This is a genomic window from Aerococcus sp. Group 1 (assembly GCF_000193205.1).
Lineage (GTDB): Bacteria > Bacillota > Bacilli > Lactobacillales > Aerococcaceae > Aerococcus > Aerococcus urinae_A.
On sequence record NC_015278.1, the window covers coordinates 1,983,652 to 2,000,032 of the forward strand.

The following is a 16,381-nucleotide window of genomic DNA, read 5'->3' on the forward strand; positions in this document are numbered from 1 at the left end:
CTAAATATATTCCTTTTTTGGCCTAGGGATCAAATTGCATGAGACCGTAACTTTCGATTAAGTGGTTTAATTTGTCCGCATAGCCTGGATCTGTCGCATAACCCGCCTCAGCTAGGGCCTTGGTCGCCTGACGGTAATGACGCGCTTGTCTGACACCCAGGTAGAGGTCGGGGTTCCAATCGGTGCCATTAACCATTAAATTGCCATGGTCAATCACCGCACTCTGCCAGTCAGGATAGACCTTAAAGTGATCGGTAATGGTTACCCAGCCCCCTGGACCATATTCCTGAGTCGACAGGGCCACGCTCGGTTCCCCTGCACCTGCCTTGCGCCCGAAAAGATTCCCATACTGGCTGGCTAACTGGCTCTTGCCAAAGTCCGATTCCAAAATGGCTTGGGCAATAACTACACTAGGTAAGACCTGGGACTTGGGGTAGTTGAGGGTGGCATAATTCCCAATCTGGTTGATAAAGGCCGCCTCTTGATCACTCATTTCCTTATCCTTCCATTGGTAGGCAGAAAAATTAAAATAGGGCAAGTAGTGATTAGCACAATAGGTCAAGCCCAGTAAAGAGAGGGACACCAAGATAATCACAGCAAATTGCTGCCTTTTTTTCTTGGGCCAAAAGTACTTTTTAAGCTTTCCCTTAGGACCTTTCTTTCTTTTACGCGCCACCGGGCCTCCCCTTTCACCTCTTAAGTCTTAATAGATGATCACTTCTACCAAAACTTATTGTTCTATCTTTAATTGTATCATTTTCCCCAGCCTAAGCCCATTAATTTCCCAAGAAGATCAAATTCGTCCAAAAAAGGACTTAGGTCCTATTAGGCTAAACCAGTTTCTCACTTGGATGAAGTTTTTTTTATGTTAACTTGTGATTATAGAGAATAGATTAATTTTAGGAGTGAGAATGATGAAAAACTTTATAATCGATGTGCTCATCTTTGCAATATCCTTTATTATTCAAGGTATCATAGCTAATTGGGTCAATTTAGATAATCTTTTCATTGATTTTCTATCTTTCCTTATTATCTTTATAATAATCCGAAGCCTCTTCTCTAAAGCCAAAGAATAGAAACATTACCAAAAAGGGACTGTGCTCGATCACAGTCCCTTTTTAGCTAATAGGTGGAAGTCTTCACTACTCTTCCTTGAGATATTCAATAATTTCGGCGCCACTTTCTTCAATGGACTTGTACTCAATATCAATGACATGGGCTCCTAGTTCCCGGTATAAGTCACTGGCCGTCACTAATTCATACTTAATCCGTTCTAACTGGCTATACTTAGCGTCTGATGTGAGTCCCAAATATTTCAAGCGGTTAGTGCGGACATTCATAATATATTGGGGTGAAGCCATGAGTCCAAAGATTTTCTTAGGATCAACTTGATAGAGTTCTTCGGGATAGCGGACTTCGGGAATCAAGGGGTAGTTAGCCACCCGATAGCCCCGGTTGGCTAGATAAAGAGACAGCGGGGTTTTGGAGGACCGTGACACGCCCAGGATAACTATATCCGCTTGGGAGAAGGCCTTCTTGGGGTAGTTACCATCGTCATACTTGATGGCAAATTCTACCGCTGACATCCTAGCCAGATAGGCGTCATCCACCTTACGTAAGCCTCCAGCCTGTTCCTTAGGTGCTAGACTGGTGGCTTGACCAATCCCCTGGATCAAGTCATGGAGGAAGTTAATATAGGTGAGCTGGTTATCCTTAGCGTATTGGCGGGCAAAGCGGTCCAAATCCTCATTAACAAAGGTCGCTGCCACAATTGCCCCTTCTGCCTTAGCATCACGAAGAATTTCTCCTAATTCTTCCTGGGTCTTCACAAAGGGAAAGCGGCGTAAGTCGCTCTTCAAGTCGGGAGCGAATTGGGCTAAAGCCGCCCGGGTAACCTGCCGGGCCGTTTCCCCAACAGCGTCAGATATGATAAAAAATACTTGCTTGGCTTGTCTCATAAGTCCCCCTCATTCGCTAAGGTATTGACAAAAAATTCGACTAAATGGCTTTTGGTAATCTTACCTAGAACTTGATAGTCTTGGCGATTATTAACGACCGGTAGGGAATCCACCTTATGGTCAACCAGGAGCTTACCTGCTTCCAGCACCAGGGTGTCTTTTTCCACCACCACAATATTGGGCATCCGGGTCATGATCAAGGCTACAGCAGGGGATTCCGTTTGGCCTTTAGTCGCTAAAGACCGCAATAAGTCTTTCCGAGAAACCAAGCCTTGGAGGCGTTGGTCCTCATCGGTCACATACAAGGAGCCATTATCATAAAGAAACATGGTGGTAATGGCCTCGTAAACCGTGGTCTTGGCCGTAATATTGACCGGACTAGCCATAAGTTCCGCTACCTTCATCTCGCTAAGTTGCTGCCCCAATAAGGGATCAAAACCCAGTCCGGTATAAAAGTAACCGACTTTCGGGCGGGCATCCAAGATCCCAGTCATAGTTAGCAAAGCTAAGTCACTTCTTAAGGTTGATTTAGACAAACCAAATTGGCTAGCAATAGCCTCACCACTAATAGGCTCTTGGTCTTTGACAATGGCAATGATTTCTTTTTGTCGGTCAGTGAACTGCATAGCTTACCTCTATTCTGCCAATCCGGTTGGCCCCTACTCCTAATGGACCCCTGACTCATGTCTTAAGGCAGATTGGGCGGCTGCTAATTGAGCCAGGGGTACCCGATAAGGCGAACAAGACACATAGTCTAAACCTACTTGGTCAAAGAAATGAATCGACGCAGGGTCCCCACCGAGTTCCCCACAGACCCCAATCTTGAGCCCAGCTTTAGCCTGGCGGGCCTTATCGACTGCGATTTTAACGAGGACGCCCACCCCTTCTGGATCGATGGTTTGGAAGGGGTCTTCTTTTAGAGTACCGTCTTCTAGATACTGGTTAATAAATTTGCCCGCATCATCCCGTGAAAAGCCATAGGTCATTTGGGTCAGGTCATTGGTCCCAAAACTGAAGAAGTCCGCCTCTTGGGCCAATTGGTCCGCAATGAAACAGGCTCTTGGAATCTCTATCATTGTACCAATTGTGTAGTCAATTGTCACATTTTCCTGGGCTAGGAGTCGGTCAATCACCTGGCTGAGGCGCTTGCGCAAGGTATCTAACTCAGGTTCCACACTCACCAAAGGAATCATGATCTCTACTTGAGGATCCAGGCCTTCTTGTCTAGCGGCAATGGCCCCATAAATAATAGCTTCCACTTGGCGGTCATAAAGCTCGGGATAAGTCATAGCTAAACGGCAGCCCCGGTGGCCTAACATGGGGTTTACCTCAGCCAGTTGCACCATCCGGCTGCGTAACTCTTCTTCACTGATGCCTTGGTCAGTCGCCACTTCAGCAACTTCCTGGTCACTCTTGGGCATAAATTCATGGAGGGGTGGATCCAGTAAGCGAATCACCGCGGGAGACTCTTGGGAAAGTTGGAAAATCTTGGTAAAGTCCTCCACCTGGTAGTCACGGATTTTTTTAGGGCTTGGTGACGTTGGGTCTCATCGACTGAGAGGATAAAGCGGCGGATCTCACGCAAACGTTCAGGCTTGAAGAACATATGCTCGGTCCGGACTAGACCAATCCCATCCGCTCCAAAGCTGAAGCCGGTTTGAATGTCTTGAGGGGTTTCAGCATTCATTCGTATCTTGAGACGGCTATACTTTTGTGCCCAAGCCATGATCTTTTGATAGTCATCATCAGTGTTAGATAGGGCGGTCGGTATTTCACCAAGATAAAGCTTACCCTGGCTACCATCAACTGAGATGATGTCGCCTTCTTGTAATTGACCGCCTGGGTAGTGAACGACTTTGGCCGCTTCATCAATGGTCAAGTCGCTACAGCCACTGACACAACATTTACCCATCCCCCGAGCGACCACAGCTGCATGGGAGGTCATCCCACCATGGGCAGTGACGATGGCTTCGGCTGCACTCATCCCTTCGATATCTTCTGGCGAGGTTTCATTGCGCATGAGGATAACTTTTTTACCAGCGGCCTGCCATTCTTTAGCCTTTTGGGCAGTGAAGACAATTTGTCCTGAGCCAGCTCCTGGACTGGCTGCCAAGCCGAGACTTGAGAAGGCTTCCGCCTGGTCTAGGGCTTGGGGGTCAAAGGAGGGGTGGAGTAATTGATCAATCATAGACGGCTCAATACGCAAGAGGGCCTCCTTTTCATTGATCAACCCCCCTTCAACCATATCAACCGCAACCTTGACGGCTGCCTTAGCGGTTCGTTTGCCGTTTCGAGTCTGCAGGAAGTACAGTTTGCCCTTTTCAACGGTAAACTCAATATCCTGCATGTCATGGTAGTAGCCTTCCAATTGTTTGGCTAGGTCGTGAATGTCTCGGTAAATTTCAGGCATTTCTGTTTTTAGGTCGTCAATGACGGCTGGCGTACGAATCCCCGCAACCACATCTTCACCTTGGGCATTGACCAAGTATTCACCGAAGAGCTTATTTTCTCCGGTGGCGGGATTACGGGTAAAAAGGACTCCTGTTCCACTGGTTTGACCACTGTTACCAAAGACCATTTCTTGAATATTGACCGCTGTTCCTAGGTCATGGGGGATATGGTTCATCTCCCGGTAGACCCGGGCCCGGTGGTTATTCCAGGACTTAAAGACAGCCTTGACCGCTTCATAAATTTGCGTCTTAACCTCTTGGGGGAAGTCAAAACCTAGTTGGTCTTGGTAAACCCTTTTGTAGGCGGATACTAATTCTTTCAATTGGTCCACCTTTAATTCATAGTCAAAACGAACTTGGGCCTTATTTTTTCTTGGTCCAAGTGCGCTTCAAAGAGTTGACTGTCCAGGCCATAGACCACATTGCCATACATTTGTAAGAGACGGCGGTAGCAGTCATAGGCGAAGCGCTCATCTTGGGTGATTTGGGCCAGGCTTTCCACATTGCGGTCATTCAGGCCCACATTGAGAATGGTATCCATCATTCCGGGCATGGATTCCCGGGCCCCGCTTCGTACTGATACCAAGAGTAAATTCTTAGAATCATTAAAGCCCTTACCCGTGGCGGTTTGTAAGCCAGCCAAGGCTTGGTCAATGGCTTCTTTGACTGGATCGCTTAAGTCTTCACTGTCTTCCTGGGCTAAATAATCCAAGCAAGCCTCGGTAGTCAGGGTAAACCCCTTAGGGACCGGAAAACCTAGCCGGGTCATTTCCGCCAGGTTAGCCCCCTTGCCTCCCAAGAGATCACGCATCTTGGCAGACCCTTGGTTAAAAGCATAAATCACTTGTTTCATCGGACTTCCTCCTTTTATAAGATGGCTTATTAAGTTATATAATGTGTACTATTTGATTATATGGTGCATCACATATAAATGGCAAGCGCTTTCTTATTAAGAAATCCTTAATATAGGTAAAAACAAAACCCCTAGACACTATGACACTTGTCAGAGCGGCTAAGAGGTTATGCTAGGTCTTTTTTATTTGTTTAAGGAAGGGGTTAAGCTCCCAGGTAAGCTTTTTGAACCACTTCAGAAGATAGGAGTTCATTCCCAGTTCCAGAAGCAGTAATTTTACCCACTTCTAGGACGTGGGCGTGGTCAGAAATTTCTAGGGCCGCCTTAGCGTTCTGTTCGATCAGTAAGACGGTGGTATTCAACTCACTATTAATGGTTTGAACAATTTCAAAAATTTGTTGGATGTAAATCGGTGCCAGCCCCATAGAAGGTTCGTCTAAAAGTAAGAGCTTAGGACGAGCCATGAGGGCACGGGCCATGGCCAGCATTTGTTGTTCCCCCCCAGATAAGGTCGCCGCGTCTTGATGGAAGCGTTCCTTAAGAATCGGGAAATATTCAAAGTAGCGTTCCATGTCACTGGATAAATTATCCCGGTCCTTACGGGTGTAAGCTCCCATCAGTAAATTTTCCTTGACAGACATCCCACGAAAGACATGGCGGCCTTCGGGAACTTGGGAGATCCCAGCTTGGACGATTTGAGCACAGGACTTGGTTTGTAGGGGTTCATGGTTGTAGAGAATCTCCCCTTGGCTTGGTTTTAAGAGCCCAGAAATGGTCTTTAAAATTGTCGACTTTCCGGCCCCATTGGCCCCGATCAAAGAGACAATCTCTCCTTCATTTACAGTAAAGGAAATGCCTTTAATGGCTTGGATCATTCCATAGGCAACCTTGATATTTTTGATTTCTAACATGAACTAGGCACCTCCTAGGTAGGCTTCGATAACTTTTGGATTGTTTTGGATCTCGCTTGGTGTGCCTTCAGCGATTACTTTTCCATATTCTAAGACATAAATCCGCTCACAAATATCCATGACCAAAGACATATCGTGTTCGATTAAAACCACAGAAATCCCAAATTCCTTTTGGATCTTGCGAATGGTTTGTTTCAAGTCAGTGGTTTCATTAGGGTTCATCCCTGCAGCAGGTTCATCTAAGAAGAGGATTTTCGGTTCAGTCGCCAAGGCCCGAACAATCTCTAAGGCCCGTTGTTGCCCATAAGGCAGATTCTTAGCCTTCTCATCAGCGTAGCCTTCCAAGCCAAAGATAGCTAATAAGTCCATCCCCTTAGCATAGAGGGCGTCACGATTTTGGTAGTACTTAGGCGTTCTTAAGAGACTGTGCCACACTCCCACTCCGCGTTTATTATGCATGGCGATGAGAACATTGTCCAAGACAGACCGATTAGCAAAGAGACGGATATTTTGGAAGGTCCGCGCCACCCCCATTTCATTAATCTTATCTGGGCGTTGACCCGCCAAAGATTGGCTGCCCTGGTCGGTTTGAAGTTCGATCGTCCCAGAAGTCGGTGCGTAAACCCCAGTAATCAAGTTAAAGAGGGTGGTTTTTCCAGCCCCATTGGGACCAATCAAACCAATCAATTCATCCGCTTCCACATGGATAGACACATCGGAAACGGCGGTTAGGCCCCCAAAGGACTTGCTGAGATGGCTTAAGTTTAAGATACTCATACTAGTGGTCCTCACTTTCTTCTTTGGCTACTTTTTGTGACTGTCCCCGTCTGCCTTTAAAGAGCTTGGAGAATTGGAATTCATATTCACCCATTAATCCCGATGGTTTGAAGATCATGATTAAGATCAAAGCGGCGGCATAGAGAATGGGACGCACTTGACCAAAAGGCGCTAGGAAGGTATTCAATAGGCCTAATAAGATAGAAGCCACGAAACTTCCTGAGATAGAGCCAATCCCACCAAAAACCACAATCACTAAGATATCGATCGATTTTTGGAAGGTAAACTGACTGGGGTTAATTACCCCAAAGTAGGACGCATAGAGGGTTCCGGCAATACTTGCGGTAACTGCCCCAATCACAAAGGCCAGGGTCTTGTAGGTGGTGGTGTGGATCCCTACTGATTCGGCCGCAATCTCATCTTCACGCACAGCAATGGTGGCCCGACCAGGACTGGAATAGATGTAGTTAACCACTAATAAGGTAGTAATCACCACAAAAACATACATGGTAATCCAAGTCACATGACGGGGTACCCCAGAAATTCCGGCGGCACCATTGGTAATCTCTAAGTTCATAATGGTAATCCGGATGATTTCAGAAACCCCAAGAGTAGCAATGGCCAAATAGTCACCCCGTAAACGCAGGGTAGGGATCCCCACGATTAGAGCCACTACGGCGGTCACTGCCATACCAGCCAGTAAGCCCGCTAGGAAGCCGGCTTGGCCAGGAATTTCTTGGGAGACAATGGCCCCCACATAGGCTCCAATAGCCATAAAGCCAGCGTGACCTAAGGAAAACTGACCCGCATAACCCACAACTAAGTTCAAACCAACAGATAAAATAATATTAATGGCAATATTCATAATAATATTTTGGGTATAGGCTGAAACTAAACCAGCCATGTAGGAGGCTGCCATTAAGACAAAGCCGAGCACGATGACAGCAATCCAAGCTAAAGTGGTCTTGGTGAAAAACTGATTGAACCAAGAAGTTTTCTTTTCTTTCATCTTTGCCACCTACACTTTCTCTACTTGCGGTTTACCGAGCAAGCCAGTTGGTTTGACCAGTAAAATGATAATCAAAATGATATAAACAGCAGCATCTTTCCAGGTAGACAGACCGATCATAGAGACGAAGGTTTCCACAATACCGATAATTAAGCCCCCAAGAACAGCGCCGGGGATGGATCCGATCCCTCCGACCACAGCTGCAACAAAGGTCTTAGTCCCAATATTGACACCCATTAATGGTGAAATGGAATTATAGTAAATCCCTACTAACACCCCTGCTGCACCTGCTAAGGCCGAACCAATTAAGAAGGTAAAGGAAATAATGGTATTGGCATTAATCCCCATCAATTGAGCGGCATCAGGGTCAACTGAAACAGCTCGCATGGCTTGACCTAACTTGGTTTTTTGTACGATCACTTGTAAGGCAATCATTAAAATAATGGTTACTGCTAAGATCAGAATCTGTTGGGAATTAATGGTAAATGAGCCCAACTGTAAGGACCAGTCTGGAAGATCTGCTGGGAAAGCCCGTACTTCTGGACCTCTGAGGAAGATCATCACATTTTGTAGGAGCATGGATACCCCAATAGCCGTAATCAAAGCGGCAATCCGGGTCGCCCCACGCAAGGGTTTATAAGCCACCCGCTCAATAATTACCCCTAATACAGCAGTAAATAACATAGCTAAAATAAGTGCTGGAAAAACACCCATTCCGACATTAGTAATCAAGGTGAAACCGACAAAGGCCCCCACCATATAAATATCCCCATGGGCAAAGTTAATCAAACCAATAATCCCATAAACCATGGTATAACCCAAGGCCATCAAGGCATAGATGCTTCCTAGCGCCACGCCATTGATTAATTGTTGAATGACATTATTCACACGTCTCACTCCATCCTATTTCAATCATTTTTAGACCTAGATATAAAAAATTACTTTAAAGCCCTTACATCCTATTAACAAACAGTAAGCAGAGTCATCCCTTGGACAACTCTGCTTGCTTTAATTTTTAAATATTAAACTTTTTCACTATTTAACCGCTTCGATGGCTTGAGAACCAACCACTTGGCCGTCTTTTACCTCTTGGATAAAGACAGTCTTAGAAGGATTGTGTTTTTCGTCCATGGAGAAGTTCCCAGTGACTCCGGTAAAGTCCTTGGTTTCAGCCAGAGCTTTTTGGACCGCTTCCCCATCAGTGCTTCCGGCACGTTCAATGGCATCAAAGGCCAGGTTAGCCGCATCATAAGCTAAAGCTGCGAACATATCTGGTTCCGATTGGTAAGTTTCCCGGTACTTCGCTAAGAAGTCTTTGACTTCTTGAGGAGAGTCTTCGTTTTCAACGAAGTGGGCCGCATAGTAAATGTTATCCCAGTTTTCTTCCCCCGCTAAGTTAATAATTTCCTTGTTACCAAAGCCGTCTGGGCCAAGAATTGGCAGTTCAATGCCCATTTCGCGCGCTTGTTTAATAATTGGACCAGCTTCTTCATAGTAACCCGCAACAAAGATCACTTGGGCATCTGAGTTCTTAATATTGCTCAAAATACTGTTAAAGTCAGATTCCTTTGCCACATAGGATTCTTCACGAACCACTTCACCATCAAAGTGCTTGTGGAATTCGTCAGATAGGTTTTGACCGTAGTCAGAAGAATTATCCTTGATGATCGCTGCCTTAGTATAGCCTTCCTTGTTAGAGAATTCCGCTAGGGAGCCCCCTTGCAAGGAATCTTGGAAGCAGATTCTAAAGATATAATCCAAGACATTGCCCTCTTGGTCAAGGGTAATATTATCAGCAGTGGCGGTTGCTGAAATCAAAGGCGTCTTAGCCCGGGTCACTGTTGAAATTGTGGCCTCGGTATTATTGGTGGTAGAAGGTCCAATAATTACTGCTGCGTTTTCATCAACGAGTTTTTCCGCACCAGAAACCGCTTCTTCCGTCGTGGACTTATTATCATATTCTAAGTAGTTGATCTTCTTGTCGAGAAGGCCGCCAGCTTGATTTTTTTCATCTACGGCGAGCTTGATCGCATTGTTCTGTACAACACCATAAGCAGAAACATTGCCCGATAACTCCCAGTTCCCCCCAATACGAATTTCATCTGCATTTTCAGCGGATTGATTAGTCGTTTCAGTCAAGGAACCCGAACCGCAGCCGGCTAAGGCCATGACACTCCCCAATGTCACAAAGGCTTTCAACCATTTCTTATTCATGCTAACTCCTCCTCATTAAAATTTGACAAAAGAATAAGTATTCAATTGCTGATACTCAATATTCTAAAATAGTCTGACAATTCTGTCAATCACTTTTTAGTTTTTTAGATATTATTTATCAAACTTTAGAGAAGACCAAGTAACTTATGGATATGATAAATAGTCTTTAGGTTAAATTTTCAGTGAATAAAGTTTAATTTAAAAATTCCTGTATTTAAGCGATTATTTCACCACTTCGGTATCCACCACTTTGCCGTCTTGAAGTTCTTGGACAAAAACCTCTTTAACGGGGTTGTGGTTTTCATCGAAGGAGAATTTACCGGTAACTCCTTGGAAGTCCTTAGTTTCTGCTAAGGCTTTTTGAACAGCTTCGCTATCTGTTGAACCAGCTTTTTCCATGGCTTGGGCGATTAAGTTAGTTGCATCATAAGCTAAAGCAGCAAAGTGGTCAGGTGAAGTCCCGTAAGCATCTTCATATTTCTTGATGAATTCTTTGACGTTTTCAGGTGACTCTTCATTATGGGAGAAGTGGGTCACGAAGAAGACATCATGGGCATTTTCCGGACCAGCTAAATCGATGAGTTTTTGGTTACCAAAGCCATCAGGTCCTAAGACTGCTGCATTCACACCCATTTCCCGTAATTGTTTGATGATTAATCCACCTTCTTGGTAGTAACCAGCGATAAAGACCACATCAGGTGAATTTTGTTTTAAGTTGGTTAAGAGGGCTTTGAAGTCGGTATCTCCACTGGTGTAAGACTCCTCACCAACCACTTGACCGCCATGCTCTTCAAAGGAAGCCTTGAAGTCATTAGCCACGTTTTGACCGTAGTCAGAGGAGTTGTCTTTTAGGACAGCAACCTTCTTCCAACCCTTTTGAGCGGCATACTTCCCTAATTCCTTACTTTGATAGGCATCTTCGAAACAGGTTCTAAAGACGTAGTCGTAGAGGTTCCCCTTATCGTCGAGGGTCAAACCATTACCAGTCGCTGCTGGGGCTACCATGGGCACCTTAAATTGTTGGGCGACTGGAATTTGCGCTTCACAGTTTCCTGTAGTGTCTGAACCAACCAGAACATTAACGCCTTCTTGTTCCACTAAGCGGGTGGCTTGGGAAGTGGATTCAGCATTGTCTGACTTGTTATCGGCACTGACATATTCCACCTTCTTCCCTAAGACCCCGCCTTTATCGTTGAGGTTTTGAACGGCAACTTTCACCCCATTGTCGTGAGGCGTTCCGTAGGCAGAATATTGACCAGATAAGGACCAGTTCCCACCAATCTTCACCACATCACTGTTAGCAGAATCGTTCTTAGCGGTCTCGGTCATCGATCCACAAGCCCCTAGCATCATAGCAGTTCCAAATAAGGCGGCTAATTTCTTCATTTTTTTCTTCATCTTTAAAACCCTTTCTCAAGTATTGCTCACGGCAATTTCCTTAGAATCATCAAACGCTGATTTGTTGGCCAACAGAGAAGCGTTACATACAAATTATTTCAAGTCAGTAGCCATAGAAAAAGCCACCCATCTTAGAATGAATGGGTGGCTTTATTGTTTATCCAAGTCCCATTCATTTTAACAAGCACGAATAGGACTTAGTCTGTTTTTTATTGAAACAGCGTTAAGCCCTGGTATTAATAATAATAATAATTGCTTGATGGGAGCTAAACATGGATAAACTTCCTTTCGAAATAATCTTGAACTTATTCTAGCAGGGCTTTCCATAGAAAGCAAGCCCTTTTGTGATAATTGTCTGAATTTTTAAAATATTGGCTAATTAAAAGATATAAAGAATAGTTAAGCGGACTTCGGCAAGCCCGCTAAAGATCCCTCAATAAATAGGGTCGGGCTTTCTTTTTGCGATTAAATTGAGGGATTAAAAAAGCCACGACAATAAGTCATGACTTAATTTCACTTGGAAATCTAGGGTTCAATTGGGGTGGTGTCGACGATTTCGCCGTGGTCCAGCTCTTGAACATAGGCGGTCTTGATCGGGTTGTGTTGGTCATTAATGGTAAAGCTACCGGTAACCCCAGAGAAATCCTTGGTTTCAGCTAAGGTTTGGTTGAGAGCCTTGCTATCTACGGACTGAGCCCGTTCAATGGCGTCGAAGGCTAAACGCGCTCCATCATAGGCTAGAGCAGCAAACATGTCCGGTGCATGGCCGAATTTTTCCTGGTAGGCCTCCATAAATTCCTTAAGCTCAGGACTTGGGTCGTTAGTGGTGTAGTGGGCTGTGTAGTAGACATCAGTCATATTGTCCTTACCCGCTAAGTCAATAAGTTCCTGGTTACCAAAGCCGTCTGGTCCTAGAATAGCGGCCTTAACCCCTTGTTCACGCGCTTGTTTAATTAGGGGGCCTGCTTCTTCATAATAGCCCGCTACAAAGATAACATCCGGTTCCTTGGACTTTAAGCGGGTCACTAGGGAGTTGAAGTCAGTATCCTTAGCGTTGTAGGCAAGTTCATCCAAGACCTCCCCTTGGAAATATTTCTTAAACTCATTGGTTAAGTTTTGTCCATAGTCGGTTGAATTATCGCGGATCAAAACCGCCCGTTTAAACTGCTTGTCGTTAGAAAACTTAGCCAGGGCTTGGCCTTGAAAGGCATCTTGGAAGCAAACCCGAAAAACATTATCTAAAACTTTGCCAGAACTATCGGTAGTTAAACGATCTCCTGTCGCCATCGGAGCAATAACAGGCAGGGAGGAGGCGCTTGAAATCTGCGCTTCCATTAAGCCGGTGGTTGCTGGACCAATGATTAAAGACACTTGATCATTAGAGATTAACCGCGAAGTATTAGCGGTTGTTTCTTCACTGGTGGATTTATTATCCAAGGCAACATATTCAACTTGTTTCCCTAAGAGTCCGCCCGCCTGGTTGACCTTGTCGACGGCTAGTTCCACCCCTTCATTACCTGGACTACCATAGCCTGCCGTTGCACCGGAGAGTTCCCAGTTACCGCCAATCTTAATCACATCTGCTTGGTCGTTAGACTTTTCCTGAGTTTGGGTTAAAGACCCACAGGCAGTCATCATTAAGCAGGAGACGACGAGGGCCAACCCCTTTAAATTGCGCTTGATCTTCATAGCTCATCCTCCTTTTCTCTAAATAAATATAAATATCAGACAATTCTGTCTTTAAATCAGATTTTATTGTATTTTATTTACCTATCCCTGTCAATATTATTTTATAGATTGCAATTTAAACAAAAAAGAACTGAGATAAAACTCTCAGTTCCTTTGATAGAAGTATCACACTCTACAGTTAAGTTCAGACACCAGACTTGAAGTCGCTTCAGAAAATTTCTAGGCACAGTTTTCTGTGCTTATGGTATATTCCTCCAGGGATTCAAGTCTCTGACAGTGTCCTCACATCCTTTTCTTCTATTCTACCCCTTTCAGAGCTTCTACCATGTCGACTCGCTTGAGTTTGACATGCATGATCCCCATGACGATCAAGGTAAAGAGATAGGTCAGGGCAACGGAATAGAGATAGGAGGTCCAATGGATGGTATGGGGGAAGATTAGGTTATCTACTTCCACAGTTTTTAAGATATAGCCGGTTAAACCATAGCCCATCAAGAGACCAATGAGAATGCCTGCTGTGGTGAGCAGGAGGGTCTCCCTAAAGATATACATGGTCACTTCATTAGGGTAGGCCCCGAGGACCTTGATGGTGGATAATTCCCGAATCCGTTCCGACACATTGATATTGGTTAAGCTATAGAGCACTATGAAGGCTAGAAGTGCTGCCGCAATAATGAGAATTAAAGTCACCACATTCAAGCTTTCAATGGTGTCATTAAAGGCATCACGGAGGCTCTGGCTAGCGTAGGCGGCTAGGACATGGTCAGTATTTTGTAAGTCTTCCAAGACCTGACCTTCACTCGCTGACTGGCTTAATTGGATCTGACCCATATTAGGAGCCGGCAGATCCTTAGAAATCAAGTTCTTATAGGTATTCTCAGTAATAAAGCAGTCGTGGAAGATGTAAGATTCCACAATTCCCCCGACCGGCAGACTTATCTTTTGCCCCGATTCATTGGCCAGTTCAATACTATCCCCCTCAGAAAGTCCTAGTAAGCGGGCCAGTTTTTGGCTAATGAGAGCCTCGTTATCCTTTAAATCATAGGTCTCTGCTTGACCGTCCACGGCGTTGAAGGCATAGAAGTCATGGTAGGGACTGTTAGGGTTAAAGACCCGGAGGCGGACAGTCTGGGTATTCACGCTGGGATCGGTGGTTTCCAAGTTGGTAGTATAGGAATGGAGGACTTGGTCGACACCCTGGGTCGCTTCCACTGCTTCCCGGACAGCTTGGCTATCCTCTGCATTCAAGTCATTAGCGTATTGGGCCACAAGATCATAGGACTCAATCACGGTATATTGGCGGTCAGCCAGACCAGAAATGGAGTCAGAGATACCAAAACCAGTCAAGACCAAGGCCGTACTGCCGGCTACCCCTATCACAGTCATCAAGTTCCGTCCCTTATAACGGAAGAGGTTGCGGAGGGTAATCTTCATAGAGAAGTTTAAATGATTCCATAACCAGCGCCATTTCTCTAAGAGGATATGCTCCCCTTGCTTAGGCGGTTTAGGCCGCATCAATTGGGCAGCATTCTCTTGGAGTAAGTGGCTGGTGGTAAAAATAGCCGGTCCCACTGTGGTTAAGAGGGCTATGCACAAGGCTAGGAGGATATCTTTCAGGTAGAAACCGTACTGGATATCCGGCAGGGTATACATCATCCGGTAAGCGTTGTAGATAATATTAGGGAAGAGGAAGTTACCAATCCCTACCCCGATCACGGTTCCTAAGAGACTGGCTAGACTAGCATAGAGAAGAAACTGCATGGCAATGTCTCCTGACCCGTAGCCAATCGCCTTCATGGTCCCCACTTGTGAGCGTTGCTCATCAACCATCCTTGACATGGAGGTGTAGGAAACTAAAGCTGCCACCAAGAAGAAGATCCAAGGGAAGACTTGGGCAATGGCAGAAATCCGTTCCGCGTTATCCCCATACTCACTAATTCCCGATAAAGCACTCCGGTCATTGATTAGGTAAGTGGGAGCTTTGAGTTCCTCAAGCTGTTTGGCTTGGTCATCTAAGTCTTTGGTTTTTTGGTCGATTTCTTTCTTAGCCGATTCCATTTGCTCTCGACCCTTTGAAAGCTGGTCTTTTTCCTGGTTGAGGCGGTCTTGAGTGGCTTGGAACTGCCCGGCAACTTGGCCCAAACCAGCCGCTTCTAGGCTCGTCCCCTCAGGCAACTGACTCTTAAGCCCTTGAACTTCTTGGTCGAGCTGAGCCTGGGCTTGGTCTAAGGTCGACTGGGCCTGGTCAAGCTGGCTACTTTTATTGTTTAAGTCGTCCTGGGCCTGATTAAGCTTTTGGCGGCCCTCATCGACAGCCGATTGGCCATCCTTTTTAGCTTCTTCCAGTAGACTTGCGGGCCGGTCTTCAACTGCCGCTTCGACCTCGGCTTTTTTATCGGCAACCACTTGGTCGTAGTCATCACTATAGCCGTTGTATTGACGGGCTTTTGGAATACGGATCGAAATGGCTGAGTCGTATTCTCCTTCTAAAGCTTCTGGACTGACTACCGCAAAGGCATCCAAGGCTCCGTCACCGATACTGGTTTGTCCCCGGATTAACTTATCAATATACATGGGTGAATCAACAAAGCCTACCACCTTAAAGCTGTCCTGCTTAAGGTGGGGGGCCTTGTCATCATCAGTCTTACCCACTTGGTTGAAAGTAATGGTGTCACCAATGCCAATATCTACCTGGTTTTCAGCAATTAGCATATGGTCAAGAGCAATCTCCTGGTCATTTTCAGGTAGGCGTCCTTCCTTGACTTTGAAGTGGTTGACTTGGCTATCTAAGGCATTAAAGTTTGGAAAAATCCGGTAGAGTAGTTCTGAGTTCTCAGATTGGCGGTCGACAGTCTTATAGGGTAAACTATCGATTCCATCCACCTTTCCTAAAGCCTCCAAATCTTCTTTGCGGATCCCCCAAGTGGATTGGAGGGAAAGATCCTCTAAGTAATAATCATCATAGTATTGGTTAGACGTATTTAACATATTTGGCGCCGCGGCTCGGATCCCTACAAAGAAACCCGTACCTAATAGGATAATTCCAAAGAGGGCTAGAAAGCGTGCCCAGGAATTTCTAATCTCCCGCCAAGCATTCTTCCATAAAGCTGTTTTCTTCATGC

Annotated in this window: 11 protein-coding genes and 1 pseudogene; all 12 read right to left on the minus strand. The window is 45.5% G+C overall.

Going from position 1 to position 16,381, the window contains the following annotated elements; translation table 11 throughout:
* Positions 1–22: 22 nt before the first annotated feature.
* Complete coding sequence (locus HMPREF9243_RS10915) at positions 23–676, minus strand: glycoside hydrolase family 73 protein (protein WP_013668577.1); 654 nt, start codon at positions 674–676, stop codon at positions 23–25.
* A gap of 466 nt (positions 677–1,142) precedes the next feature.
* On the minus strand, positions 1,143–1,958 hold the full coding sequence (locus HMPREF9243_RS09255; protein ID WP_013668486.1) for a pyruvate, water dikinase regulatory protein: 816 nt from the start codon (positions 1,956–1,958) through the stop codon (positions 1,143–1,145).
* The gene (locus tag HMPREF9243_RS09260; protein WP_013669892.1) at positions 1,955–2,584 is read right to left on the minus strand and encodes a CBS domain-containing protein; all 630 of its coding nucleotides are present in this window, start codon (positions 2,582–2,584) and stop codon (positions 1,955–1,957) included. Before HMPREF9243_RS09260 ends, HMPREF9243_RS09255 begins: the two co-directional genes overlap by 4 nt.
* A 39-nt stretch (positions 2,585–2,623) precedes the next feature.
* A pseudogene (gene ppdK, locus HMPREF9243_RS09265) lies at positions 2,624–5,261 on the minus strand (pyruvate, phosphate dikinase).
* A 203-nt stretch (positions 5,262–5,464) separates the two neighbouring features.
* Positions 5,465–6,172, minus strand: a complete 708-nt coding sequence (locus HMPREF9243_RS09270; protein ID WP_013668643.1) for an ABC transporter ATP-binding protein — start codon at positions 6,170–6,172, stop codon at positions 5,465–5,467.
* 3 nt (positions 6,173–6,175) lie between these two features.
* Positions 6,176–6,949, minus strand: coding sequence for an ABC transporter ATP-binding protein (locus HMPREF9243_RS09275; protein ID WP_013669172.1), 774 nt, complete (start codon positions 6,947–6,949; stop codon positions 6,176–6,178).
* 1 nt (position 6,950) lies between these two features.
* Positions 6,951–7,958, minus strand: coding sequence for a branched-chain amino acid ABC transporter permease (locus HMPREF9243_RS09280; RefSeq protein WP_013670104.1), 1,008 nt, complete (start codon positions 7,956–7,958; stop codon positions 6,951–6,953).
* A 9-nt stretch (positions 7,959–7,967) separates the two neighbouring features.
* Positions 7,968–8,846, minus strand: coding sequence for a branched-chain amino acid ABC transporter permease (locus HMPREF9243_RS09285; protein ID WP_013668915.1), 879 nt, complete (start codon positions 8,844–8,846; stop codon positions 7,968–7,970).
* Between the two features lie 147 nt (positions 8,847–8,993).
* Complete coding sequence (locus HMPREF9243_RS09290) at positions 8,994–10,172, minus strand: ABC transporter substrate-binding protein (protein ID WP_013669905.1); 1,179 nt, start codon at positions 10,170–10,172, stop codon at positions 8,994–8,996.
* Positions 10,173–10,394: 222 nt separating this feature from the next.
* A complete protein-coding gene (locus HMPREF9243_RS09295; RefSeq protein WP_013669539.1) occupies positions 10,395–11,570 on the minus strand; it encodes an ABC transporter substrate-binding protein in 1,176 nt (391 codons plus the stop codon).
* 525 nt (positions 11,571–12,095) lie between these two features.
* The gene (locus HMPREF9243_RS09300; RefSeq protein WP_013669481.1) at positions 12,096–13,259 is read right to left on the minus strand and encodes an ABC transporter substrate-binding protein; all 1,164 of its coding nucleotides are present in this window, start codon (positions 13,257–13,259) and stop codon (positions 12,096–12,098) included.
* Positions 13,260–13,556: 297 nt separating this feature from the next.
* On the minus strand, positions 13,557–16,379 hold the full coding sequence (locus HMPREF9243_RS09305; protein WP_041706303.1) for an FtsX-like permease family protein: 2,823 nt from the start codon (positions 16,377–16,379) through the stop codon (positions 13,557–13,559).
* Positions 16,380–16,381: the final 2 nt, after the last annotated feature.

Excerpts from the sequence above, each read along its gene's own strand:
- HMPREF9243_RS09255 (WP_013668486.1), bottom strand. The coding sequence starts at position 1,958 with ATGAGACAAGCCAAGCAAGTATTTTTTATCATATCTGACGCTGTTGGG.
- HMPREF9243_RS09260 (WP_013669892.1), bottom strand. The coding sequence starts at position 2,584 with ATGCAGTTCACTGACCGACAAAAAGAAATCATTGCCATTGTCAAAGAC.
- HMPREF9243_RS09270 (WP_013668643.1), bottom strand. The coding sequence starts at position 6,172 with ATGTTAGAAATCAAAAATATCAAGGTTGCCTATGGAATGATCCAAGCC.
- HMPREF9243_RS09275 (WP_013669172.1), bottom strand. The coding sequence starts at position 6,949 with ATGAGTATCTTAAACTTAAGCCATCTCAGCAAGTCCTTTGGGGGCCTA.
- HMPREF9243_RS09280 (WP_013670104.1), bottom strand. The coding sequence starts at position 7,958 with ATGAAAGAAAAGAAAACTTCTTGGTTCAATCAGTTTTTCACCAAGACC.
- HMPREF9243_RS09290 (WP_013669905.1), bottom strand. The coding sequence starts at position 10,172 with ATGAATAAGAAATGGTTGAAAGCCTTTGTGACATTGGGGAGTGTCATG.
- HMPREF9243_RS09295 (WP_013669539.1), bottom strand. The coding sequence starts at position 11,570 with ATGAAGAAAAAAATGAAGAAATTAGCCGCCTTATTTGGAACTGCTATG.
- HMPREF9243_RS09300 (WP_013669481.1), bottom strand. The coding sequence starts at position 13,259 with ATGAAGATCAAGCGCAATTTAAAGGGGTTGGCCCTCGTCGTCTCCTGC.
- HMPREF9243_RS09305 (WP_041706303.1), bottom strand. The coding sequence starts at position 16,379 with ATGAAGAAAACAGCTTTATGGAAGAATGCTTGGCGGGAGATTAGAAAT.